Source organism: Paenibacillus lentimorbus NRRL B-30488, assembly GCF_000411595.1.
Classification (GTDB): Bacteria; Bacillota; Bacilli; order Bacillales; family Bacillaceae; genus Bacillus; species Bacillus velezensis.
The window spans coordinates 31,883-55,119 of the sequence record NZ_ANAT01000014.1 but is presented as its reverse complement, the minus strand read 5'-3'; the positions used below and the strand labels follow the sequence as shown (position 1 = coordinate 55,119).

General features: G+C 46.7%; 22 protein-coding genes and 3 pseudogenes. 14 read left to right on the top strand and 11 right to left on the bottom strand.

Translation table 11 applies throughout. The annotated features are described in order from the left end of the window. Nucleotides 1-8 precede the first annotated feature (8 nt). Together D368_RS08635 and D368_RS08630 are read right to left on the bottom strand one after the other, a co-directional pair. Nucleotides 9-1,882, bottom strand: a pseudogene (locus tag D368_RS08635) (transglycosylase domain-containing protein). An 88-nt stretch (nucleotides 1,883-1,970) separates the two neighbouring features. Beyond that, nucleotides 1,971-3,215 carry a multidrug efflux MFS transporter gene (locus D368_RS08630; RefSeq protein WP_032862488.1) on the bottom strand — a complete coding sequence of 415 codons (1,245 nt, stop codon included), beginning with the start codon at nucleotides 3,213-3,215 and terminating at the stop codon, nucleotides 1,971-1,973. 151 nt (nucleotides 3,216-3,366) lie between these two features. Between D368_RS08630 and kapD the strand changes: the two genes are divergently transcribed. Continuing rightward, entirely contained in the window at nucleotides 3,367-3,984 is a 618-nt protein-coding gene (gene kapD / locus D368_RS08625) for a 3'-5' exonuclease KapD (protein ID WP_003152084.1), read from the top strand. 23 nt (nucleotides 3,985-4,007) lie between these two features. Here kapD and kapB read toward each other — a convergent pair whose 3' ends face one another. From kapB to D368_RS08610, 3 genes and pseudogenes are all read right to left on the bottom strand, one after another. Further along, on the bottom strand, nucleotides 4,008-4,394 hold the full coding sequence (gene kapB, locus D368_RS08620) for a kinase-associated lipoprotein KapB (RefSeq protein WP_003152087.1): 387 nt from the start codon (nucleotides 4,392-4,394) through the stop codon (nucleotides 4,008-4,010). A 47-nt stretch (nucleotides 4,395-4,441) separates the two neighbouring features. Further along, nucleotides 4,442-5,724, bottom strand: a pseudogene (locus tag D368_RS08615) (ATP-binding protein). Nucleotides 5,725-5,846: 122 nt separating this feature from the next. Beyond that, nucleotides 5,847-7,010: a MalY/PatB family protein gene (locus tag D368_RS08610; protein ID WP_031378409.1), complete on the bottom strand. Its 1,164-nt coding sequence runs from the start codon at nucleotides 7,008-7,010 to the stop codon at nucleotides 5,847-5,849. Between the two features lie 86 nt (nucleotides 7,011-7,096). Between D368_RS08610 and D368_RS08605 the strand changes: the two genes are divergently transcribed. Beyond that, complete coding sequence (locus tag D368_RS08605; RefSeq protein ID WP_039254081.1) at nucleotides 7,097-7,357, top strand: DUF1871 family protein; 261 nt, start codon at nucleotides 7,097-7,099, stop codon at nucleotides 7,355-7,357. Nucleotides 7,358-7,382: 25 nt separating this feature from the next. Here D368_RS08605 and D368_RS08600 read toward each other — a convergent pair whose 3' ends face one another. Further along, complete coding sequence (locus D368_RS08600; RefSeq protein ID WP_003152096.1) at nucleotides 7,383-8,204, bottom strand: alpha/beta fold hydrolase; 822 nt, start codon at nucleotides 8,202-8,204, stop codon at nucleotides 7,383-7,385. Between the two features lie 152 nt (nucleotides 8,205-8,356). Here D368_RS08600 and D368_RS08595 point away from each other — a divergent pair, with 152 nt between their 5' ends. The 3 genes from D368_RS08595 to yugI all read left to right on the top strand — a co-directional run bounded on the left by D368_RS08595 (nucleotide 8,357) and on the right by yugI (nucleotide 10,615). Beyond that, on the top strand, nucleotides 8,357-8,857 hold the full coding sequence (locus tag D368_RS08595; protein ID WP_003152098.1) for an Lrp/AsnC family transcriptional regulator: 501 nt from the start codon (nucleotides 8,357-8,359) through the stop codon (nucleotides 8,855-8,857). Continuing rightward, the gene (locus D368_RS08590; protein WP_003152100.1) at nucleotides 8,858-10,027 is read left to right on the top strand and encodes an aminotransferase; all 1,170 of its coding nucleotides are present in this window, start codon (nucleotides 8,858-8,860) and stop codon (nucleotides 10,025-10,027) included. It abuts the gene before it with no gap. A gap of 195 nt (nucleotides 10,028-10,222) precedes the next feature. Continuing rightward, nucleotides 10,223-10,615 carry a S1 domain-containing post-transcriptional regulator GSP13 gene (gene yugI, locus D368_RS08585; protein WP_003152102.1) on the top strand — a complete coding sequence of 131 codons (393 nt, stop codon included), beginning with the start codon at nucleotides 10,223-10,225 and terminating at the stop codon, nucleotides 10,613-10,615. 47 nt (nucleotides 10,616-10,662) lie between these two features. Here yugI and D368_RS08580 read toward each other — a convergent pair whose 3' ends face one another. Beyond that, nucleotides 10,663-10,899 (bottom strand): DUF378 domain-containing protein, encoded by a 237-nt coding sequence (locus D368_RS08580; RefSeq protein ID WP_003152104.1) that lies wholly within the window; start codon nucleotides 10,897-10,899, stop codon nucleotides 10,663-10,665. Nucleotides 10,900-11,128: 229 nt separating this feature from the next. Here D368_RS08580 and D368_RS08575 point away from each other — a divergent pair, with 229 nt between their 5' ends. Both D368_RS08575 and D368_RS08570 read left to right on the top strand, forming a co-directional pair. Further along, on the top strand, nucleotides 11,129-12,292 hold the full coding sequence (locus D368_RS08575) for an iron-containing alcohol dehydrogenase (RefSeq protein WP_039254089.1): 1,164 nt from the start codon (nucleotides 11,129-11,131) through the stop codon (nucleotides 12,290-12,292). Nucleotides 12,293-12,377: 85 nt separating this feature from the next. Continuing rightward, entirely contained in the window at nucleotides 12,378-13,550 is a 1,173-nt protein-coding gene (locus D368_RS08570; RefSeq protein WP_101562384.1) for an iron-containing alcohol dehydrogenase, read from the top strand. Nucleotides 13,551-13,851: 301 nt separating this feature from the next. On the opposite strand, the gene ycaC is transcribed toward D368_RS08570, so the two are convergent. Continuing rightward, nucleotides 13,852-14,496, bottom strand: a complete 645-nt coding sequence (gene ycaC, locus D368_RS08560; protein WP_003152112.1) for an isochorismate family cysteine hydrolase YcaC — start codon at nucleotides 14,494-14,496, stop codon at nucleotides 13,852-13,854. A 124-nt stretch (nucleotides 14,497-14,620) separates the two neighbouring features. Beyond that, on the bottom strand, nucleotides 14,621-15,187 hold the full coding sequence (locus D368_RS08555) for an NADPH-dependent FMN reductase (RefSeq protein WP_128574721.1): 567 nt from the start codon (nucleotides 15,185-15,187) through the stop codon (nucleotides 14,621-14,623). A 397-nt stretch (nucleotides 15,188-15,584) separates the two neighbouring features. Between D368_RS08555 and D368_RS08545 the strand changes: the two genes are divergently transcribed. Genes D368_RS08545 through D368_RS08535 form a run of 3 tightly spaced genes read left to right on the top strand, consistent with a single transcriptional unit; the run spans nucleotide 15,585 to nucleotide 17,783 of the window. Continuing rightward, nucleotides 15,585-16,937 carry a glucose-6-phosphate isomerase gene (locus D368_RS08545; protein WP_007408647.1) on the top strand — a complete coding sequence of 451 codons (1,353 nt, stop codon included), beginning with the start codon at nucleotides 15,585-15,587 and terminating at the stop codon, nucleotides 16,935-16,937. Nucleotides 16,938-16,957: 20 nt separating this feature from the next. Continuing rightward, nucleotides 16,958-17,356, top strand: coding sequence for a transporter (locus tag D368_RS08540; RefSeq protein ID WP_101562383.1), 399 nt, complete (start codon nucleotides 16,958-16,960; stop codon nucleotides 17,354-17,356). A gap of 22 nt (nucleotides 17,357-17,378) precedes the next feature. Further along, nucleotides 17,379-17,783 (top strand): YugN-like family protein, encoded by a 405-nt coding sequence (locus tag D368_RS08535; RefSeq protein ID WP_003152121.1) that lies wholly within the window; start codon nucleotides 17,379-17,381, stop codon nucleotides 17,781-17,783. Here D368_RS08535 and D368_RS08530 read toward each other — a convergent pair. Continuing rightward, on the bottom strand, nucleotides 17,780-18,766 hold the full coding sequence (locus tag D368_RS08530) for a potassium channel family protein (protein WP_015240465.1): 987 nt from the start codon (nucleotides 18,764-18,766) through the stop codon (nucleotides 17,780-17,782). The genes D368_RS08535 and D368_RS08530 overlap by 4 nt on opposite strands. Continuing rightward, on the bottom strand, nucleotides 18,763-19,017 hold the full coding sequence (locus D368_RS08525) for a protein mistic (protein ID WP_039254102.1): 255 nt from the start codon (nucleotides 19,015-19,017) through the stop codon (nucleotides 18,763-18,765). Before D368_RS08525 ends, D368_RS08530 begins: the two co-directional genes overlap by 4 nt. Before the next feature lie 132 nt (nucleotides 19,018-19,149). Here D368_RS08525 and D368_RS08520 point away from each other — a divergent pair, with 132 nt between their 5' ends. From D368_RS08520 to D368_RS08505, 4 genes and pseudogenes are all read left to right on the top strand, one after another. After that, nucleotides 19,150-19,413, top strand: a complete 264-nt coding sequence (locus tag D368_RS08520) for a YuzI family membrane protein (protein WP_014305698.1) — start codon at nucleotides 19,150-19,152, stop codon at nucleotides 19,411-19,413. Nucleotides 19,414-19,459: 46 nt separating this feature from the next. After that, a complete protein-coding gene (locus D368_RS08515) occupies nucleotides 19,460-20,137 on the top strand; it encodes a zinc metallopeptidase (protein WP_003152125.1) in 678 nt (225 codons plus the stop codon). 42 nt (nucleotides 20,138-20,179) lie between these two features. Further along, entirely contained in the window at nucleotides 20,180-21,469 is a 1,290-nt protein-coding gene (locus D368_RS08510) for a hemolysin family protein (protein ID WP_007408640.1), read from the top strand. Nucleotides 21,470-21,558: 89 nt separating this feature from the next. Continuing rightward, a pseudogene (locus tag D368_RS08505) lies at nucleotides 21,559-23,216 on the top strand (glycoside hydrolase family 13 protein). Nucleotides 23,217-23,237 lie beyond the last annotated feature (21 nt).

The following is a 23,237-nucleotide window of genomic DNA, read 5'->3' as shown; positions in this document are numbered from 1 at the left end:
CGTTATCTTTAATAAGCTGCCTGCAGCGTGTTTTTCCAGATTGAAAGCTGAGGGCTTGCGTCATGAAGGTATTCGACGCTTGACGGTGTATCCTTGCCGACCCATACCCCCATCGTATAAGCATCCGTCAGGCCGACAAACCACATATCGTGATAGTCATTTGACGTTCCTGATTTTCCGCCGACGTACGGAGCTTTAAAGTTCGCTTTCTTTCCTGTTCCGCTTTTGACGACGGCTTTCATCATTTCTTTGATCTGCATGTTGGTCCGCACGCTGAATACCTGCGCCGGCTCATCTTTCCATTTTAATATCGTTTTTCCTTTTAAATCAGTCACTTTTGTAATCGCGTGACTCGGCGTATAAACACCGTTGTTGCCGAACGTGGTATACGCATTGGTCATTTCAAGCGGCGTCATGCCGTTTGTAAAACCGCCCAGCGCCGCAGGCAGACGGTAATCCGCGCTGACCAGCTTCGCGAAATGAAACGGTTCAAGGTAGCTGAACGCCTTATTGACGCCGACGCGGTCCATGATTCTGATGGCCGGTGTGTTGTACGAGTATTTAAACGCCGTTTCCAGGGTAACCGTGCCGTACGTGCGGTTATTATAGTTCTGCGGGCAGTAATCCGCACTGCAGAATTTGCTTGCGTCAATCTTGCTGTGTGGCGTTGCGCCGGTCTTTTCAATGTAAGGTCCGTAATCAAGCAGCGGCTTAATGGATGAACCGGGCTGTCTGTATGCTTGATAGGCGCGGTTGAAATCATATTTATGATAATCTTTCCCGCCTGAAAGCGCGATAATCTGATGTGTCTGATGATTAATCACGGCCGCTCCGCCCTGGACGCCTGCATACGGCAGATTTTGATTCACTTGGGCGACGACTTGGTTTTGCATATACGGATTCAGCGCCGTATAAATCTTCACGCCGTCTTTTAACAATGTGCTGACTCTGTCGGAAAGCTCACTCTGTATTTTTTGTTTCGCCTTTCCGGAAGCTTTTTCAAGACGTTTGTCATAGCCTTCAGATGAGGAAACAAGCTGTGTGAATTCATCATTTACATAGGAAACATAGTCAGGATATTTATTTGTTTTTCGTTTATATCAAGCTTGATCTTTTCCTTTTCGGCTTTTTTCAGCTGTTTCCCGGATATAACGCCTGCTTTTTTCAATCCGTTAAGCAATCTGACTTGTCGTTTTTTCGTATAATCAAAATGCTTGAGAGGATCATATAATGTAGGGTTATTAGGAATGGCGCAGATAAAGGCCATCTCTCCCAAAGTGAGAGATTTCAGCGGCTTGCTGAAATAAAATTGTGCCGCTGAACCGACACCGTATACGCCGTTATTAAAATAAATTGTATTTAAGTAGCCTTCTAAAATCTCATCTTTGCTGTATTTTTTCTCAAGCTGATAGGAATAGGCCAGCTCCGTCAGCTTTCGGCTGAAGGTGCGTTCATGGCTTAAATACACATTCCTTGCCAGCTGCTGGGTGATGGTGCTGGCGCCCTGGTCAATTTTATGATCTTTGAAATTGGAGGCGGCCGCCCTGACCATCCCCATAAAGTCAAACCCTTTATGCTCATAAAAATGGCGGTCTTCAGAGGTTAAAAACAGCTGTTTTACCTCATTCGGTATTTTATTAAAGGGCACGATCACGCGGTTCTCATGATCGCTGACAATCTCAGAAACAAGGCTTCCGTCCCTGTCATACATGTAACTGTTTTGAACCAGGTTGATCGCTTTTAAGTCAATATGTTTATCGAGCACCTGATCAAAAGGCTTGATTTGTTTTACCTCTTTGCCGGAAGCAATAACTGTAAATGCACACAACGGGATAATGCCGAGCAGCAAAATCCATCCGATTATTTTACGTACCATGGTCACTCTCTTTCTCCTGATTTCTAGCCATATCGTATCATTCTTTTAAGAATACGAGAAGGTTAAATTTAGAAGAAATCGTGATCGCTGCCGGTCAGCCCGCATTTGACGCTGTATCCTTTTGCAGATGTCCCGCCATCCATAAAAGCCCCGCGCCTATTAAAAAGAGAAAGGCGGTGACGTAGAAAGCAGCCGAAATAGAAAAACCGCTTGAGACCGCACCTCCGAGCAGAGGGCCGAGCACGTTTCCGAGAAAACGAAAGCTGACGTTATAGCCGAGCACCTCTCCCTGGATGCTGCCCGGCGCCCTGACGCGGATCGCGGCCGTAATGCAGGGGAGCGTGCCGCCCATGACCATGCCGAACAGAAATCTGAAGACTAACAGAATGGAGAGGGAGGAGGCGAGCGCCTGCGGAATAAAAAACACCGCTGATGCAATCAAAAGCACGATTAAGATCCGGCTGTGGCCGAAGCGGTCGCCGAAGTCCCCCCATTTCCGGGCAAGCAATAAGCTTCCGAGTCCGGTCGCTGAAAACGCCATTCCGGAGAAAAAGGCTAAATTAACAGGTCCGTGCAGCTCATTGACATATAAAGCGAGCAGCGGCTGGATGCTGAAATTGCCGGTCTGCACGATCATGGTAAGCACCATCATCGCCCAAAGCGCGGGCTGGTGAAAAATATAGGAGAGCACCTGTTTTCTGGAATAGGTTTTCCGCTTGTTTTGTTTCTCGCCGAGCGGCTGCTCATTCACCTGAAATAAAACGAGAAGCACGGATACGAAAATAACAAAAGACGTAATAAAAAATGTGTACGTAAACCCGAAGCTGTCAGCGAGCAGCCCGCCCAGCATCGGTCCGAATAAAGTGCCTGACACCTGACCCATCTGCAGCGTGCCGAGCGTTTTCCCGGCAGTCTCTTTCGGCGTCTGCGCCGAAATCATGGCAAGCGATGTCGGAACAAAGCCTGTTACAAGGCCCATAAGCAGCCGCAGGACAAACAGCTGATAAACCGATGTCACAAACCCCATCAATAAAATGCTGACGGCAATGCCGGTGCCTGTGATCAAGAGAATTTTTTTGTAGCCGCGCTTATCGCCGAATCTGCCCCAAAACGGGGAAATCACAAACGCCATTAAAAACGTGACGCCGAACACATACCCGCTCCATCTCTGCACATACCCGCCCGAATGGGGGCTGATCGTTTCGATATATAACGAAAGAAACGGAACAATCATGGTCATGCTGGCGGAAATAAAGAAATTTGTAATCCAAATGACGACGAAGTTCTTCTTACGGACAGAAATAACATCACCTTCTTTAATTTTCGTGTGTCTAATCATTAGTATATAGGAATGAATCCGGTATTTGTATTTTCGATGCATATATAGGAAAATTCATTATTTTTAGAAAATGAAGAAAGTTTCAGAGGGGAAACTGATATACTATCATAAAATATCATTTTTGATCGGAGGAAAGGCAGGTGTAAAAAAAGTGGATCAGCGCAGTCTGCTCATTATTGATTTTGAATTTACGATGCCTGACGGAAAATACAGCCCGCAAAATTTCTTTCCCGAGATTATTGAAGCGGGGATTGTCAAGACGGTGAATGATGAAGTGACTGAAACGTTTTCGAGTTATATCAAACCGAAAAAATTTCCAAAGCTGACGAAACGATGCAAAACCTTTCTGAACATCACCCAAAAAGACGTGGACGGCGGAATCACGTTTAATGAATTCATCCGCAAATTAAATGAGCTTGATCCTGATAAAAACTGCACGATCGTCACCTGGGGCAATATGGATATGAAAGTGTTAAAGCAAAATTGCATGTTTAACCACATCCCTTTTCCGTTCAAAGGAGAACTTCGGGATCTGTCCCTTGAATACAAAAACTTCTTCGGCGACAGAACATTGACCGGCCTTTGGAAAGCGGCGGAAGAGTATGGCGATAAAGGAACGGGCACACATCACAAAGCGCTGGATGATGCGCGGACGACATACAAATTATTCAAGCTTGTCGAGCGGGATAAACAATATCTTGAAAAACCGAAACCTCCGACGATCGGTGATCGCGTCGATCTGACTGAACTGTTTCGCCGGGCCACATAAAAAACCCAATCATGCCGACTGGGTCAAGTTCTTTTAAAATAGTCACGCTCTAACGCGGCCAAGTTGGCGAGCGAACGTTCCGCCCATTCTGAGCCGTCCGCTGTAAGCTGATCTTTCAGCCGGGCAGACGCCGCTTGTAAGGAAGCCGTATAATCAGGAACTTCGCCATCAAACGGTTTGACCATCTGATGCGGTATGTTTGTCTGTTCCCCGAATGCAAGCGCTCTTCTTTCATGAAAGAACGGAACATCCGCCTGCTTCGGATGATGAAGATCTCCTTGAGCGGGATGCGTCAGAACGGCTTTAATTTTCACTAAATAGTGATTGGGCCTGACGTCTGTCACTTCCCCTATGTATGCTCCTGTTTTATAAAACCCTTTTACGATTGTGCCGATTTCAAACGAATTCATAGCGTTCACCTCTCTCTAGTTATTCTATAAAAGATCAACGCGATTGGCTAGTGAACAGCTGCCGGAAGCCTGACTGAAGCCGTTGTGCCCGAGTACTCGCCGCTGGTGAAATAGACGGAGCCTTCATGATGCTGAATAATCGAGAATGTCACGGTAAGCCCGAGCCCGGTGCCGTTCGTTTTCAGCGTATAATACGGTTTGCCGAGTTTCTGCAGTTCTTCATCGGACATGCCGATTCCGTTATCCGTAATCTGAATGAGAATCATCTCTTCCTGTTTTTGGACGGAGACCTCGATTCGGCCGTTTTCAGAGGGCACGGCTTCAATACTGTTTTTAATCAGATTAATGAAGGCCTGTTTCAGTTTTTTTACATCGCCGAACACATATAAATCAGGCTCGCTTTGAACAGTCACGGTCACCGATTTAAAATTGGCATAAGACTCCATTAAGGAACCTGTTTCCTTTACGAGCAGAGAAATATCAAACTTTTCTTTTTCATAGTCATCCTGCTTCGCCATATCAAGATAATTCGTAATGATCGTCTGAGCCCGGTCGAGTTCGGACAGCACAAGTTTCTGATATCCGGAGTGGGATTTGTCCTGAAGCTGCTCGCCGCTGAACAGCAGCTGCACAAAACCTCTGACGACCGTAAGCGGATTGCGGACTTCATGGGCGACGCTTGCCGCAAGCTCGCTGACGACGGCCATTTTTTCTGAGTGAATCAGCCTTGCCCGCATGGACGCATTCTCATCGATGATCTCAATCAAATAAATGCACAGCAAAAGGGCGCTGACTTGAAAAAAAACGGATACTGCCGCCTCATAATAAACGGAAGATAGATTTTGAAAATTGAAAATATTGGTCACGGAATAGATGAAGACAGATGCGGTTAATAAGGCGGTTTCAGTGCAGCCGATGAGAAGAGCGAAAAGCAGTTTCTTCCGCTTTGAGAAAAAAGGCCATTTCGTTTGGAGCTGGATAGGGATGATGATTAAAAAAGGAATTAAGGATAAGAAAAAAAGAGCGGAAGGTTCAAACCATATGAGCTGAAAAAAACGGATGCCGCCCCTGCGGCAAGTCCTGCTGCGGTACCGGAATAAAGCAGGCAGACGATAATGGGAATCAGCTGCAAACCGTAACGGACGGAATGAAGCTCCTGGATGGGAAAAGCCGTACATAATAATGAAGATGCCGCTGCAAATACGGCGACCAGCAGGCGGTTCGCTCTCGGTACAAGCAAATCGGGCTTGCTGAGCCAGAAGACTTGATAAAGAAAAATAGGGAATAAAATAAAAGAGAAGTGAAGCAGGTAATCCTTTACAATCTCCATTTATGCGAAATCCTTTCCTATGTAAATATGAATCTATTATAACATCTTTACCGGCAAAAAAAGTATATATTTCTCTAAAGCGAACGCCCTTATCTCGTCTGATAAAGGCGTTCTTTCCGCTGCTAAGCGAGCGCTGCTTTCATTCTCTCAAGCCCTTCTTTTACGGTTGCGGCTGAACAGCCGACATTAAGTCTCATAAATCCTTCGCCGCCCGGTCCGTATTTCGTTCCCGGCTCTAATATGATTTTCCCTTTTTTGAGCATTCTTTCTTTGAGCTCGGCATCCGAAAATCCGTATCCGCTGAAATCCATCCAGATCAAATAGGAAGCGTCAGGTTTCATCATGCGGACTTTCGGCAATTCTTTTCTTAAAAAGTCCTCAGCCAATTTCATATTCCCTTCAATGTAAGGAATCAGCGCGTCAAGCCAAGGGCCTCCCTTTGTATAAGCCGCTTCGATTGCTGCAACCGCAAATGTGTTGAGGCTGGAAATCCCGTTCTGATGCAATGCGGCGGAGAATTTCGCCCGCTTATAACGGTCGGGAATGATAATGGCGGATGCCTGAATGCCGGCAATATTAAACGTCTTGCTCGGCGCGACACAAGTAACGGAAATCCGCGCAAACTCCTCAGACAGAGAAGCAAAAGGCGTATGCGGCTTTCCGTACAGCATCAAGTCGGAATGTATCTCGTCAGAAACGACGGTGACGTTATGGGCGGCGCACAGCGATCCGAGCTTCATAAGCTCATCCCGGCTCCACGCTCTGCCGGACGGATTGTGGGGATTACAAAGAATCATCAGCTTGACCTCAGAATCGTTCAGCTTTTTCTCAAGATCCTCAAAATCCATGCAGTAGACGCCGTTTTCTTCCCGTAATGGGTTATGTAAAACCTGCCGTTTGTTTTCCTTGATCATCTGATAAAAAGGCGTATACACCGGTGATTGAATCAACACCGGATCGCCCGGTTCGGTAAAGGCTTGTACTGCCATGCTGATTGCCGTGACAACTCCGGGACTGAACGTGATGCTTGCGGGATCGGGCCGGTAGCCGTGCCGTGTCTCAAGCCATGAAGCGACGGCTTCTCTTGTGTTTTCGTCAGGAGCCGTATAACCGAATATGCCGTGGTCAAGGCGGGCTTTTAAGGCGTCAGTGACCGCTTCGGGAGCGCGGAAATCCATATCGGCAACCCACATCGGAAGTGCATCCGATACGCCGAATAACGCTTCCGCCTTGTCCCATTTCACCGATTGTGTGCCAAGACGGTTTTCTCGAAGATCAAAGTTCATGTATGTCACTCCTGTAGTATCATTATTTTGCACAGCGTATCTATGATAAAATAGATTTGCAAACTTTATTATAAGCGGTGATGAAAATGGAAGAAAGCCAAGCGGTCATGGAAATGATGAAAATCATTGCCAAGTGGGACCCGTTTAAATATGGAGAAGATTTTTATGAGACAGAAGCCGCCGACATCGTTCAGGCCGTCTACAGTGAAGACCGTGCCGACAAGCTGGCAGCAGCCATTCAGGATATCTTTGAAGCTTCATTTGAGCAAAAGCTTCCGATCGAAGGCTGCCAAAAGGCCGCCGAGCAGCTTCTGTTCATAAAAGAAAGCAGCTCCTGCACCCCTTAAAAACCGGCGGTTCCCGCCGGTTTTTTTATTGAATAAATTCAAAAATCCGCTCTGAAACAAACTCCGGGCGCTCTTCGGGTACGAGGTGTCCCGTATCTTTGAGTGAATACAGAATGGAATCCGGCAGGTCGTCATGAAGCCGTTTTCCGACTGAGACCGGAACGACCCGGTCTTCTTCTCCCCATATTAAAAGAGCGGGGTTTTGCACTTTCTTCAAATCCTCGGGCTCTAAATCGCCCTCCCTGTGTCTGATGAACCTTGTCATCGCTTTGAAAATCTGGCGGTCTGTAAATGGTTTTTCGTAACCGTCAATCATTTCCTGATCGATAAGCGTCCGGTCGTGAACGACATTTAACAGGTTTTTCAGCACACCGTCTTTTGAAAGCCAATACTTAAGATACAGGTCAAAACAAGGGAGGTGCGTCCCGAATATAATCGACGGGTGCGAGCGCTTTAAATACCCCGAGCTGCACAGCAGGACGATTTTTGAAAAAAGCTCGGGTCTGAGAAGAGACGCGGATAAGGAAATCTGGCCGCCCATCGAATGGCCGATGAGTGCGGCCCGGCTGATACCGAGCTTTTCCAGAAGTCCGATCAGAAGCTTGGCGAGGTTTGCGTAAGTATATACGAAAGTCCGTGACTTTTCCGATTGCCCGAAAGGAGGCAGGTCAACGGCGATAATATCATAATGGTTTCTGAGCAGCGGGATCAGTTTTCTGAAGCTGAATGCCGAAGATAAAAAACCGTGTACGCAGACGAGTGTCTGTCTGCCGGGATTTTCATAATGCTCGTAATACAGCTCAACTCCGTCTATCGCGGCCCGTTTAATGGGTGAAACAGCTTCCATGAGAGCCTTCGCCGTCCTTTCTTTGTTGTAATGTAAAGGCTTTTTTGATTGTCAGATTTTAGCTCTGGTTTCTTTCGGGTTTTTCTTAGCATTTGTCGAAAATCGTGATATAATGTCATGAAGATTTTTGATAATGCAAAGGTGTGAAACGTATGAAGCTGACCGAAAAAGAAACAGAAATATTAGAAATTTTAGACGAAAACAGCCGCGTTGATGCGGAAACGATCGCGAAAATGGCGAACATTCCCGCCGAAGAAGTCAAAAGCATCATTGAAAAGCTTGAAAAGGAAAAAGTCATCATTGATTATGCGGCGATGATCGACTGGCGCAAAGTCGACGGGCTGGAAGGCGTCACGGCGATGATTGACGTAAAAGTCACTCCGAAACGAAATGTCGGCTTTGATGAAGTCGCTGAACGGATATACAGATTCCAGGAAGTTGAATCAGTGTACCTGATGTCAGGGGTGTATGACTTATCTGTCGTCATCCGCGGCAACACGATGTCAGACGTGGCAAGCTTCGTGTCTGAAAAATTGTCCACCCTTGAGTCCGTCGTTTCCACGACAACGCACTTTATCCTGAAAAAATATAAGCATGACGGCAAAGTCTTTGAAAGCGGAGACGATGACAAAAGAATCGTGGTGTCTCCGTAAATGGAAACGAAGACTTCTTATTTATCTGACTACGTGCAGCAGATTAAACCGTCAGGCATCCGCAAATTCTTTGATCTGGCTGCTACGATGGAAGGCGTCATTTCACTGGGAGTAGGAGAGCCTGACTTTGTGACGGCCTGGAACGTGAGGGAAGCGAGTATTCTTTCTTTAGAACAGGGTTATACGGCTTATACGGCAAATGCGGGTCTTTATGAACTGAGAGAAGAAATCAGCCGCTATTTAGATCAGCGGTTCGGCCTGAGTTATTCGCCTGACAGTGAACTGATCGTTACGGTAGGGGCAAGCCAGGCGCTTGATCTCGCTGTCCGCGCCATTATGAATCCCGGAGAGGAAATGTTAATTCCCGAACCGTGTTTTGTCGCATATGAATCACTCGTGACCCTGACGGGGGCGAAGCCGGTGCCGATTCAGACTGTAGCTGCAAAAGGTTTCAAAGCATCAGCAGCCGATTTTGAAGCGGCCCTGACGGACAAAACAAAAGCGCTGCTTCTATGCTCGCCGTCAAATCCGACTGGTTCCGTCTATTCGAAAGAAGAGCTTGAATCCATCGCTGCTTTCGCTGAAAAACACGACTTGATCGTGCTTGCCGATGAAATTTATGCCGAGCTGACGTATGATGAGCCATTCACGAGCATGGGGGCCATCCGCGGCATGAAGGAGCGGACGATTTTGATTTCAGGTTTCTCCAAAGCATTTGCCATGACGGGATGGAGACTCGGATTTACGGCGGCGCCTCCCGTGATCAGGGATGCCATGCTCAAAATTCATCAGCACGCGATGATGTGCGCGCCTTCCATGGCTCAGTATGCGGCGCTTGAAGGGCTGAAAAACGGCCAGGAAGACGTCGAAAGAATGAAAAAAAGCTACCGGAGACGCCGAAACCTGATTGTGGAAACATTGAACGAAATCGGACTCGGCTGCCACCACCCCGGCGGAGCGTTTTACGCCTTTCCTTCCATTCAATCGACCGGCATGAGTTCAGAAGAATTCGCGGAACAGCTGCTCATTGAAGAAAAAGTAGCCGTCGTTCCGGGGAATGTATTCGGCCCGAGCGGCGAAGGCTACATCAGATGTTCCTATGCGACATCCATTGAGCAGATTCAGGAAGCGCTCGTCAGAATCAAACGGTTTGTTGAAAAAAGGGCATAAAAAAAGATACGAACCCGGTTCGCATCCAAATAAAAGGGGGGAATACTAGAAAGCCTTCGTAATCATAGTATACCCCCTTTATCTGTGCTTAAACATGATCATGTAAAAAAGTTCTCTTTGCGAAAAACAAACTTGTATGATATAATTTTAAATTGCGTATAATCTGTATTTAATTTAACTTAGGAGTTGTTATGAATGGCAGCAAAATTTGAAGTGGGCAGTGTTTACACTGGTAAAGTAACAGGATTACAAGCGTATGGTGCGTTTGTTGCATTAGATGAAGAAACTCAAGGACTTGTTCACATTTCTGAAGTCACTCACGGTTTCGTAAAAGACATTAACGAACACCTTTCAATCGGTGACGAAGTACAAGTAAAAGTACTTGCAGTTGACGAAGAAAAAGGCAAAATCAGCCTTTCTATCCGTGCGACTCAAGCGGCGCCTGAAAGAAAAGAAAGCAAACCAAGAAAACCGAAAGCGGCACAAGTTTCTGAAGAAACATCTGCTCCGCAAGGTTTCAACACATTGAAAGATAAGCTTGAAGAGTGGATCGAACAGTCCAACCGCAAAGACCTTATCAAAAAATAACCATCAAAAAAAGCACCGGATATGTATGTTCGGTGCTTTTTTTATGTTTATCTGACTTCAGGATTTGCCGCTTCCTCGCGGGATGTTTCTTCGTTCGGCTTAAACAGCAGGCCGAGATTGATCAGACCGGCGATGCCGACAAGACCGTAAATAATCCGCGACAGAGCTGATCCTTGGCCGCCGAAGATGGCTGCTACTAAATCAAATTGGAAAAATCCGATCAGTCCCCAGTTAATAGCGCCGATAATCGTTAATACGAGACAGATACGCTGAATAACACTCATGTAAACAACCTCCTCTATGAATTCGTGAAACAGTTATAGATTGTGACAAAGCAAAGAATCTATGCATACTTTCTCTGCCGTGTAAATCACACACTGTCTCAAGCTGTACAAGTGCCTTTCCCGGGAAGCCGCTGTCTGTAAACCGTGTGATGTGTGCCGTCAAAAAAGCGGATTGCTTTACATTGAACGTCAACTTTCTGCATAATATAAATCCAAAGGAGGAGATGTCATGCAAAACTTTACATATTGGAATCCAACCAAATTGATTTTCGGAAAGGGAGAGGTCGAAAAACTTCCTGAAGAAATCAAGCCGTACGGAAAGAACGTACTGCTCGTATACGGAGGCGGCAGCATTAAGCGCAGCGGTCTTTATGATCAAGTAACCGAACTGCTGAAAAAAGCCGGAGTTACCGTACATGAATTGGCAGGCGTAGAGCCGAATCCGCGTGTCTCAACAGTGAACAAAGGTGTTGCGCTCTGTAAAGAAAACAGCATCGATTTCTTATTGGCCGTCGGCGGCGGAAGTGTCATTGACTGCACGAAAGCCATCGCGGCGGGCGCTAAATATGACGGCGACGCGTGGGATATCGTCACGAAAAAACACCAGCCGAAAGAAGCGCTGCCGTTCGGAACAGTGCTGACACTTGCGGCGACCGGTTCAGAGATGAACTCCGGATCAGTCATCACAAACTGGGAGACACAAGAGAAATACGGATGGGGGAGCCCGCTCGTTTACCCTAAATTCTCTATTCTCGATCCGGTAAACACCTTTACCGTTCCGAAAGACCACACTATTTACGGCATGGTCGATATGATGAGCCATGTGTTTGAACAATATTTCCACCACACATCAAACACGCCGTATCAGGACCGGATGTGTGAATCGCTTCTGCGCACGGTGATTGAAACAGCGCCGAAGCTGATCAATGATCTGGAGAACTACGAGCTTCGTGAGACGATTTTATATACAGGCACGATCGCATTAAACGGAATGCTGTCAATGGGCGCAAGAGGGGATTGGGCCACACACAACATCGAGCATGCGGTATCAGCGGTTTACGATATACCGCACGCCGGAGGTTTAGCGATTCTGTTCCCGAACTGGATGAGGCATGTGCTCAAAGAAAATCCGACCCGCTTTAAACAGCTTGCCGTCCGTGTTTTCGATATTGACGAGACAGGCAAATCAGATGAAGAGATCGCACTTGAAGGAATCAGCAGGCTGTCTGATTTCTGGACGAGTCTCGGCGCTCCGAACAGACTCGCTGATTATGATATTTCTGATGAGAAGCTGGATACGATTGCAGATAAAGCGATGGCAAACGGAGCATTCGGACAGTTCAAGTCACTGCAGAAAGAAGATGTGCTTGCGATACTGAAAGCATCATTGTAATAACATAAAGGGGCGGCCGGATTGGCAGCTCCTTTTTTTCTGTGTTATAGTAATTCCCTTACGATTTTTTTGGAGGTCATGATAAATGGAGAACTTTACGTACTACAATCCGACGAAACTGATTTTCGGAAAAGGTCAAATCGACCAATTGAAAAAAGAGCTGAAGCAATACGGGAAAAACGTGCTGCTTGTTTACGGAGGCGGCAGCATTAAGCGAAACGGCCTGTATGACCAAGTAACAGGCATCTTAAAAGAAGAAGGCGCAACCGTTCATGAACTTGCGGGCGTTGAACCGAACCCGCGTCTGGAAACGGTAAATAAAGGAATTGAGCTGTGCAGACAGCATGAGATTGATTTCCTTCTCGCAGTCGGCGGCGGAAGTGTCATCGACTGTACAAAAGCGATTGCGGCCGGTGCGAAATATGACGCCGACGCATGGGACATTTACAGCAAAAAAGTAACGGCGCAGGACGCGCTCCCGTTCGGCACGGTGCTGACGCTTGCGGCGACAGGCTCTGAAATGAATCCTGATTCCGTTATCACAAATTGGGAAACAAACGAAAAATTCGTATGGGGCAGCAATGTCACTCATCCGCGTTTCTCCATTTTAGATCCTGAGAATACTTTCAGCGTTCCGGAAAACCAAACCGTATACGGCATGGTGGATATGATGAGCCACGTATTTGAACAATACTTCCACAATGTTGAAAACACGCCGCTTCAGGACAGAATGTGTTTTGCGGTCCTTCAGACGGTAATTGAAACAGCGCCGAAACTTTTGGAAGACCTTGAGAACTATAAGCACCGCGAAACGATTTTATACGCGGGTACGATCGCATTAAACGGCACGCTGCAAATGGGCTATTTCGGCGATTGGGCTTCCCATACGATGGAGCACGCCGTATCAGCGGTTTATGACATCCCTCACGCGGGAGGACTTGCGATTCTGTTCCCGAACTGGATGAGATACACGCTTGATACAAATGTAGACCGTTTTAAAAACCTCATGCTTAATATGTTTGACATTGATACTGAAGGCAAAACGGATAAAGAAATTGCGCTTGAAGGAATCGATAAATTGTCCGCGTTCTGGTCAAGCCTCGGCGCGCCGTCCCGTCTTGCGGATTATGACATCGGCGAAGACAAGCTTGAGCTGATCGCAGACATCGCCGCAAAAGAAATGGAATACGGCGGATTCGGCAATTTCCAAAAACTGAACAAAGATGACGTACTTGCCATCTTAAAGGCGTCACTGTAAGATCATATTCCAGGCCGGAGTGGTTTTCAAGCTGCAGATGTAACCGTTTTGGGAGTCCCTCTTTCCGGATTTTCTATTAGTTCATTAGGAGCAAGTGAAACACCCTTTGCCATGAGACAACTATGGAAATCGTTTCATCCGTATCACATGATGCGGATTTGACTCCCTGTTTCTGTACATTTAGCAGAAAAGGACCAATTAACTTTGCGATTGCCTGTCATCTATTTACACGAAATCTAAATCATGAAGATAAAGAGCCGCGAATTTAAAAAAGGGGCGCTGATTCAATCAGCGCTCCTTTTTATGCATTTTGTGTACTAAGGTCCCGCTGCGCCCCCATATAGCTTCCCATTAAGTTTTGATAACCGGGAAGATGACTGGAGATTAATGCGCCAAAACCTTCAACGTCGTTGCGCCAATCACGCTGTAACTCGCATGCTGCGCTAAACCAGTTCATCAGCTGCGCGCCGCCATGAGCCATACGGGTTAATGAAGCATCTGCTACTTGCTTATTAAACGTCCCCGAAGCATCTGTCACAACAAACACTTCGTAGCCTGCTTTAATGGCAGAAAGCGCAGGAAAAGCAACGCAGACGTCTGTTACCACCCCCGCGATAATCAGCTGTTTTTTGCCGGTCGCTTCAATGGCTTTAACAAAGTCTTCATTATCCCATGCGTTAATTTGTCCGGGACGGGCTATTTTTGGCGCATCAGGAAAGAGATCAGCGAGTTCTTGCATGAGCGGTCCGTTGGGTCCATTTTCAAAGCTGGTTGTTAAAATAACCGGTAAATCAAAGAATTTAGCCGTATCACCGAGAGCCAATACATTGTTTTTAAATTCATCAACGCCATAGTCACGCACGAGACCGGAAATAAGGCCGGTTTGATGGTCAACTAAAAGCACGGCAGCATCATCTTTTGAAAGACGGGAATAAAGATCAGACATTTTATCATCCTCCTTGAATTAAGGCAAGTCAGTTTGTCAATGGAAAACGGTAAATCTATTCATATGCTGTATAGATAGAAAGTTATTTCTGAGGTGACTTTTCGTGAGGGTGATGATCTTTCAATTAATCCGGAACGGGAACCGGAGCATGATCAATCCAATGGATGAACTGTTGTAAATAGCGTTGAAGATAACGTTTTGTTTGTTCATCCGTAAGTATGTTTTGAGCGGAATCAATTTTCTCATGGACTTGCGAAATCAGCATTTTTTGAAAGGGCAGAACATTGACTTGCATAGCTTCGAGTACTTCTCTCATTTGCATTTGACCAAAGGAGGTGCCGAACCCTCCGGGGGTTGCGCCGATTAAGCCAACCGGTTTTCTGTTTAAAACAGAAGAGGTCCGCGGTCTCGATGCCCAGTCCAATGCATTTTTTAATACCCCGGGAATCCAGGAATTGTATTCTGGACTTACAATGATGACGCCGTCAACGTCTTGTAAATCAGCTCTAAAGGATGTTACGGAGTCTGGTGCTCCTGCAATTTCTAAATCTTCGTTAAAAAAAGGAAGATTGTCTATTTCAACCCAGCGAAATTGAGCCGCATTATCGAAGTCAATCAATGATTGAGCAATCACTCGATTATACGAGTTTTTTCGTAAACTTCCACAAATAAGACCAATGGTTTTAGTCATAAAATCACCTCCCGGTTTAAAATTATTTTCATCTTAACACGATACCCCAAATATAGACACTATTTTTAAAAATGGACATTTATTACTTAATATACCTGCGCGTTAGCCTCTCAAGAGGAGTACTATATAAAAAGAACCGTCCCATCGGTATTGGCGATGGATGTCAACCTGCTCCAAAGTAAAGGTGATACGTTCCTGGATCACCAACATTCGATTCGTTACCTCTTTCACGATTATTACAAATATAACTATTTCGAATCCGGGATATTGTATAAAAAATGAACGCATCCTTAGCGCAAATCCCGTATTCATCATGCCTTCTTCATGACTTGATTTAGCGGGTGAGTTCATATAAAGTGAAAGAGAAAACAATTCACCGTGATGGAGGGACAAGCAAATGACGCATGTACGCTTTGATTACTCAAGAGCGTTACCTTTTTTCAATGAACATGAACTTACATACGCACGTGATTTCGTAAAAACGGCACACCATAATATCCATGAAAAAACAGGCGCCGGAAGCGACTTTTTAGGCTGGGTGGACCTCCCTGAAAACTATGATAAAGAAGAATTCGCGCGCATTAAAAAAAGCGCTGAAAAAATCAAATCAGATTCAGACGTGCTTCTCGTCGTGGGTATCGGCGGTTCATACTTAGGCGCCCGCGCGGCGATTGAAGCGCTCAATCATTCTTTCTATAATGTTCTGCCGAAAGATAAGCGCAAAAACCCTCAAGTTATCTTTATCGGCAACAATATCAGCTCAACTTATATGAAAGATGTTATGGACCTTTTGGAAGACGCTGATTTCTCTATCAATGTCATTTCTAAGTCAGGCACGACGACGGAACCTGCAATCGCTTTCCGGATTTTCCGCAAACTTCTTGAAGAAAAATACGGAAAAGAAGAAGCGAAAGCGCGGATTTATGCGACAACTGATAAAGAGCGCGGCGCTTTAAAAACGCTTTCTAATGAAGAAGGCTTCGAATCGTTCGTTATTCCTGATGATGTCGGCGGACGTTTCTCCGTTCTGACTGCGGTAGGCCTTCTGCCGATTGCGGTAAGCGGGGCTGATATCGATGAAATGATGAAAGGCGCTCTTGATGCAAGCAAAGACTTTTCCAGCTCGGAATTAGAAGAGAACGCGGCTTATCAATACGCCGTCGTCCGCAACGTTCTGTATAATAAAGGAAGAACCATTGAAATGCTCATCAACTATGAGCCTGCGCTGCAATACTTTGCGGAATGGTGGAAGCAGCTCTTCGGCGAAAGTGAAGGAAAAGATGAAAAAGGCATCTATCCTTCTTCCGCTAACTTCTCAACTGACCTTCACTCTCTCGGTCAATACGTGCAGGAAGGCAGACGCGATCTGTTTGAAACCGTATTAAACGTTGAAAAACCGAAGCATGAGCTGACAATTGAAGAAGCGGAAAATGATCTCGACGGCTTAAATTACTTAGCCGGCAAAACGGTCGATTTCGTCAACAAAAAAGCGTTCGAAGGCACGATGCTTGCCCATACAGACGGAAAAGTGCCTAACTTAATTGTCAATATTCCAGAGCTTAATGCATATACATTTGGATATCTCGTTTATTTCTTTGAAAAAGCGGTGGCGATGAGCGGTTATCTGCTCGGAGTCAACCCGTTTGATCAGCCGGGTGTTGAAGCCTATAAGGTGAATATGTTCGCGCTTCTCGGCAAACCGGGCTTTGAAGAGAAAAAAGCAGAGCTTGAAAAACGCCTTGAAAAATAAAAAGAAGGCTGGCCCTCAGCATGACGGGTCAGCCTTTTTTAAACCGTGAAAGGTGTGATGATGAATTGATGCGGCTTTTATGTAAGCATGTCTTCATTTCCGTCTGTTCCGCCGCTGTCGCCTATTCGGCACTAAAACTGTCTCCTGAATCCCTCTTGCAAACCATCCTGTTTTTCGCTTTCCCTCTCGGCTTGTTTACGGACATGGTCCGGCTGAAACTGAAGATTGGCCGGATGCATACGCTGATCACGAAGTGCTGTCTCTATGCCGCCGTTTTCTATATTTCAACGGAAGCCGTTCTCTCCGCAATTGTGACGTATGTTCTGATTGAATGCGCCGTTACCTCTTTTCAGCGTCTGTCTGCCGCTCCCGGTTCTTCCCGGACGCCGTATGAAGATGCCGCAGAGCGGGGACGCTAAAGACAAAAAGGAGCATATGCACATGATCAGCATACCATCTTCACTTGAAGGGCAATCGTTTTTACTCCGCGAATTGGAACAGGTGATGAAACCGATCGGTTATACCATCGGAGGCGGCTGGGAGTATGACCGCGGGTTCTTTGATTACAAAATTTCCGATCAGGACGGCTATTTATTTCTCCGTATCCCTGTTGAAGCAAATAAGGGACACCTGGATGAACGGGGGGCCGCCGTTACAATCGGCACACCCTTTTTGCTGAGGCACGTTTATCAACAGGAAACGGATGATGCAGCAGGCGGCGGTGTTTTTGAGTCATTATTCAACCAATTCTCCGAGCCGAAACGGCGGGATGCGGCAATTGACCGCTCATATACAGATATCGGCATCTCGCTTGTGAAAGAGCTGGAAGACGTCCTGCTGCATTAAAGAGCCAAAAACAGATCAGTATCGAGCACCTGGTATGACAGGGGAGGGGTCAGCATCGGCCCCTCTTCTTTTTGTATGCCGATGATCGTGGTATTCCGTTTGAGATAATAGAGCGCACAGTCATGATAAGATGAGCCCTTCAGTTCCTCGGGGACGGGAATGATGCGCACCTTTTTCTCCAGCGTCAGATCTGACAGCGTTTGCGGTTTGGCAAGCTGCAGCTTGACCCGGTAATGCTCAAACATCACCCGGCTCGACAGGCGTGATGTGCACAGAATCTTATTGGCTCCTGCGCGCTCGGCGTTTTTGACATACCGTTCCGTTAAAATTTCTACGATACAATAAACGGACGGATGCAGCCCTTTGATGGCGAGAAGTGTTAATACCGACAGCATATCAGCTTCGGATTCATTTTTCTGCTGGTCCGCTGTCAGAATGACGGTATCAGCTTCCGTAATATTCGCCTTATTGAGCGTGCTGTCATCAGCGGCATGTCCGCGGATGAAATGGACGTTTTCAATAAGCGGCCCTTCCCTTAATGAATCATCAATCAGGACGACAGTTTTTGACGGTGCGATGTGCTGCAGTTCTTTCAGCAGCATATGCGATTTTTCATTCCATCCGATAAGAATGACGTGCCCCTTGCCTTTAAAGGCGACCTTCCCTTCGACATAGCGGTGCTGTTTGCTGAATACGGCTGAAGAAAGCGTGGCGAAATAGGCGGTCACAAAACTCGCTCCGCTTAATACAAGCACCATGCCGGCAATCTGCCCGAGCGGCGTCTGCGGAACGTAATCGCCGTAGCCGACTGTGGCCACCGTAATCACCGCCCACCAAACCCCTTCAAACACAGACGTGAACTGCTTCGGTTCGAGCATGTATATGAGTTGGCCGAACAATAAAATCAAGGCGATAATGATCAGCCCGATCCGAACATATAACGGCCATCTCAGCCAGGAAATAAATATACGGTTTGATTTCATTCGTCCGGCTCTTCTTTCGACAGAGAGATGGATAAAATCTGCTTAATAATGGTGTTTAGTTTTTTGTCCAGCTGTTCCTGGCCGTATGAGTCACGCGCATGTCTGATTAAATCGGCCGTCTCATCTTCAAACTGAATGAGAGGTTCGTCGTTTTCCGATTCATTATAGAGCTGGATGAAGGCGTCAAGCCCTTCGTTCATTCTGTCTATCGCATTGCTCAGCTGTTCTTTCTCGCCATTTGTCACTTTCATGTCGATCACACCTGTATCTTTTTTTATACAGTATGTCCCAGTTCGTTTGATGTCTTTCAAAAATCACCGAAAACATATTCACCCTTATTTTTTCATATGATAAAGAAAGCGGACCGAAAAAGGGTGAGTCAAATGACGGTCATTCAAAAACTGCTGGCGGCGCTGGCCGGAGCGCAGCTGCTTGCTTCGGCGGCCGTATTGCTTATTTTCGATTTGAATGGATACAATCACATGTCCGGCGGATTTTCATGGCTTGTTTTTGCAAAAGAGACCGCAGGCACGTTTCCGTTTTACATCGGAATGGCCGGGTGTATCCTCATCATGCTCGGAGGATTGATTCCTGTCAGAAAAAAGAAGCGGATTTCTGTACAGGAAAGCGGGCAATCATTAAAATAATATATAAGCAGATCGTACGATATAAGAGAAAAAGGAAGAGGATAATATGCTGTTTATCTTTTTAACAATTGCTGCATTGGGATTGTCGTTTTGGGCACAATTTAAAGTGAAAAGCAATTTTCAGAAATACTCAGACGTGGAAGCCTCCAGTCAGCGGACGGGGGCGGAAACGGCAAGACGGATTCTTGATATTAACGGTTTATATGATGTGCCGGTAGAACCGGTAAGAGGCACTTTAACAGACCATTACGACCCGACGGAGCGGGTGGTGCGTTTATCTGAGCCGGTATATTACGGCCGCTCCATTTCCGCCATTTCCGTCGCTTCTCATGAAGTCGGACATGCTTTGCAGCATCAGGAATCATACGGCGCGCTTGTGCTGAGGCACAAAATTTTTCCGGTCGTCAATTTTGCCTCCGGGGTTGCCCCTCTGCTTTTCTTGGGCGGGATGCTCCTGGGCAGCTTGAACTTAATCGGACTCGGCATTATTTTGTTTTCGGCCGCTGTTTTTTTCCAGCTTGTCACACTGCCTGTCGAGTTTAATGCCAGCGCGAGGGCGAAGCGGATTATCGTGTCGGAAGGATTCATTCGCAACAGTGAAGAACACGGCGTGAATAAAGTGCTGAACGCCGCCGCGCTGACGTATGTGGCTGCGGCGCTCGTTTCATTATTCGAGCTGCTTCGTTTTGTGATGATTTTCTTAAATGGTCGTGATGAGAATTAACACGAAGGAGGTGGCCCCTTACCGTTTGCGGTAGGGGTTTTTTTGCTTATATTAAAACTGATTCTCATTATGCTGTTAATCGGATTAACGGCCATCTTTGTCGCTGCGGAATTTGCGATTGTCAAAATCCGCGGTTCAAAAATCGCGGAGCTGGTTGAAACCGGAGACAGCCGGGCGCTCGCGGCGCACAGGGTGATTTCAAATCTCGATGAATATTTATCAGCGTGCCAGCTCGGCATTACGATTACGGCGCTCGGACTCGGCTGGCTCGGTGAACCGACGATTCAGCGGCTTCTTCATCCTGTTTTCAGCCTGATCGGAATGCCGTCATCTATTACGCACGTCGTCACGTTTATTGCGGCGTTTATCGCCGTCACGTATCTGCACGTCGTCATCGGAGAGCTTGCGCCGAAAACGATATCCATTCAAAAAGCCGAAGCCGTCAGTTTGTGGACGGCGAAACCGCTCATTCTGTTTTATAAAGTGATGTATCCGTTTATTAAGCTGTTAAACGGCTCAGCCGGATTTTTGGTCAAGCTGTTCGGTTTTCATTCGGTGAAAGAACATGAGGTCGTGGTCAGTGAAGAAGAATTGCGGCTGATTTTGTCCGAAAGCTATAAAAAAGGTCAAATCAATCAATCTGAATTCCGTTACGTTAATAAAATATTTGAATTCGATAACCGGGTCGCCAGAGAAATCATGGTGCCGCGCACCGAAATCGCCGCCATCTCGCTTGAACAGTCAGTTGATGAAGCCATACATTTGATCATCAACGAACGGTATACGCGATATCCGGTTATTAAGGAAGACAAAGATCACATTCTCGGCATTATTAACAATAAGGATTTATTTAAAGCGTATTTTCTCGGCCGCTCCATTGAATTAAAAGAAATTATGCGTCCGGTCATCAGAGTCATTGAAAGCATCCCCGTTCAGGAGCTTTTGATCCGCATGCAGAAGGAGCGGATTCATATGGCGATTCTCGTTGACGAATACGGCGGCACGGCGGGACTTGTGACCGTCGAAGACATATTGGAGGAAATCGTCGGGGAAATCCGTGATGAATATGACCAGGATGAAATGCCCCACATCGTCAAAAAAGGCGAACACCATTATGTGATGGACGGCAAGGCGCTCATAGAAGAGGTGAATGATCTCCTTGATATCGCCATCGAAAATGAAGACATTGACACGATTGCCGGCTGGCTCTTAACACAAAAAATGGAGCTGAAAAATGGTGATGTGTTTCATGCCGAAGGGTGTGAATTTAAGGTGCTGGAAGCGGAAGACCATCATATCCGCTTCGTTGAAATTAAAAAAACTGATTTCTGAGCCTCCTGCTTTTGCAATGAGGCTTTTTTTATGGAAAAAATGCTTCTTCGTCCCGCTCCTTCATATGATGTAAAGAAAGGAGTGTCGGTATGAAAACGGATTGGTGGAAAACGGCGGCCGTCTATCAAATTTATCCCCGAAGCTTTATGGATTCGAACGGGGACGGAATCGGCGACATGAACGGCATCAGAGCAAAGCTTCATTACATAAAAGAGTTGGGGGCGGATGTGATCTGGCTTTGTCCCGTTTTTGACTCGCCGGGCGCGGACAACGGCTACGATATTCGGAATTATAAACAAATTGCCGGCGAATTCGGGACGATGGAGGATTTTGACCGGCTCCTTGCGGATGTCCATGCGCTCGGCATGAAGCTGATTATAGACCTCGTCATCAACCATACAAGCGATGAGCACCCTTGGTTTATCGAATCACGCTCGGCGAAAGATTCCGAAAAACGGGACTGGTACATCTGGAGAGACGGAAAAAACGGCAAAGAGCCGAACAATTGGGAAAGCATTTTCGGCGGATCAGCGTGGGAATATGATCAAGAGACCGGCCAGTATTACCTGCACCTGTTTGACAAAAAACAGCCTGATTTAAATTGGGAAAACGAAGCGATGAGGCAGTCCGTTTATGAGATGGTCCGCTGGTGGCTTGATAAAGGCATAGACGGCTTCCGGGTGGATGCCATTTCTCACATTAAGAAAAAAGAAGGGCTCCCTGACATGCCGAATCCGGACGGTCTCCCGTACGTCCCGTCTTTCCCGTACCATATGAATGGGGAAGGCATAATGGATCTCTTAAAAGAGCTGAAACGGGAAACATTTTCGCGCTATCCGATCATGACGGTCGGCGAGGCGAACGGAGTGGCGGCTTGGGAGGCGGCTGATTGGGCCGGTGAAGAACACGGCGTCTTTCAAATGATTTTTCAATTTGAACATCTCGGCCTCTGGGATACGGAAGATGATCAAAGCATCTCCATTCCGGCGCTTAAGCGCGTCTTGTCCGGCTGGCAGAACAGTCTTGAAGGAAAGGGCTGGAACGCGTTGTTTATGGAGAACCACGATCAGCCCCGTTCCGTCTCGGTATGGGGTGACGAACGGTTTTTGACAGAAAGCGCCAAGGCACTCGCCGCGATGTATATGCTGATGAAAGGCACGCCGTTTATTTACCAGGGGCAGGAGCTCGGGATGACCAATGTTTCGTTTCCGTCCATTGAAGATTATGATGACGCCGCAATGAAATATCTGTATGAAAAAGAGACGTCCCGCGGCGTTCCGCATGAAAAAGTGATGAAGATCATCTGGAAGAAGGGCCGGGATAATTCACGGACACCGATGCAATGGAGCGGTGAGGCGAACGGCGGGTTTTCTGATGCTTCTCCGTGGCTCGGAGTGAATCCGAACCACACATGGCTGAATGCTGCATCACAAATGCAGGATGAAACATCCGTATACCATTTCTACAGACGGCTGCTCGCCCTCAGAAAAGAACACGGCGTATTGATCAGCGGCACATATGAATTGCTGCTTCCGAATGACCGGCAGATTTATGCCTATCTAAGAAAAACGGAACAAAAACCGCCCTGATCATCACAAATCTGTCCCGGACCCCCGCTTTATACAGGCATCCCGGTTATCCGCTTGACTCCGATACGCTCGTGCTCGCAAGCATGGAAACACCACCGCATCGGCATGTGACATCCTTTCTTTTAAAGCCTTATGAGGCCCGCGTATATATATGGTGAAAAACTTCAGTCCCGAGGCTG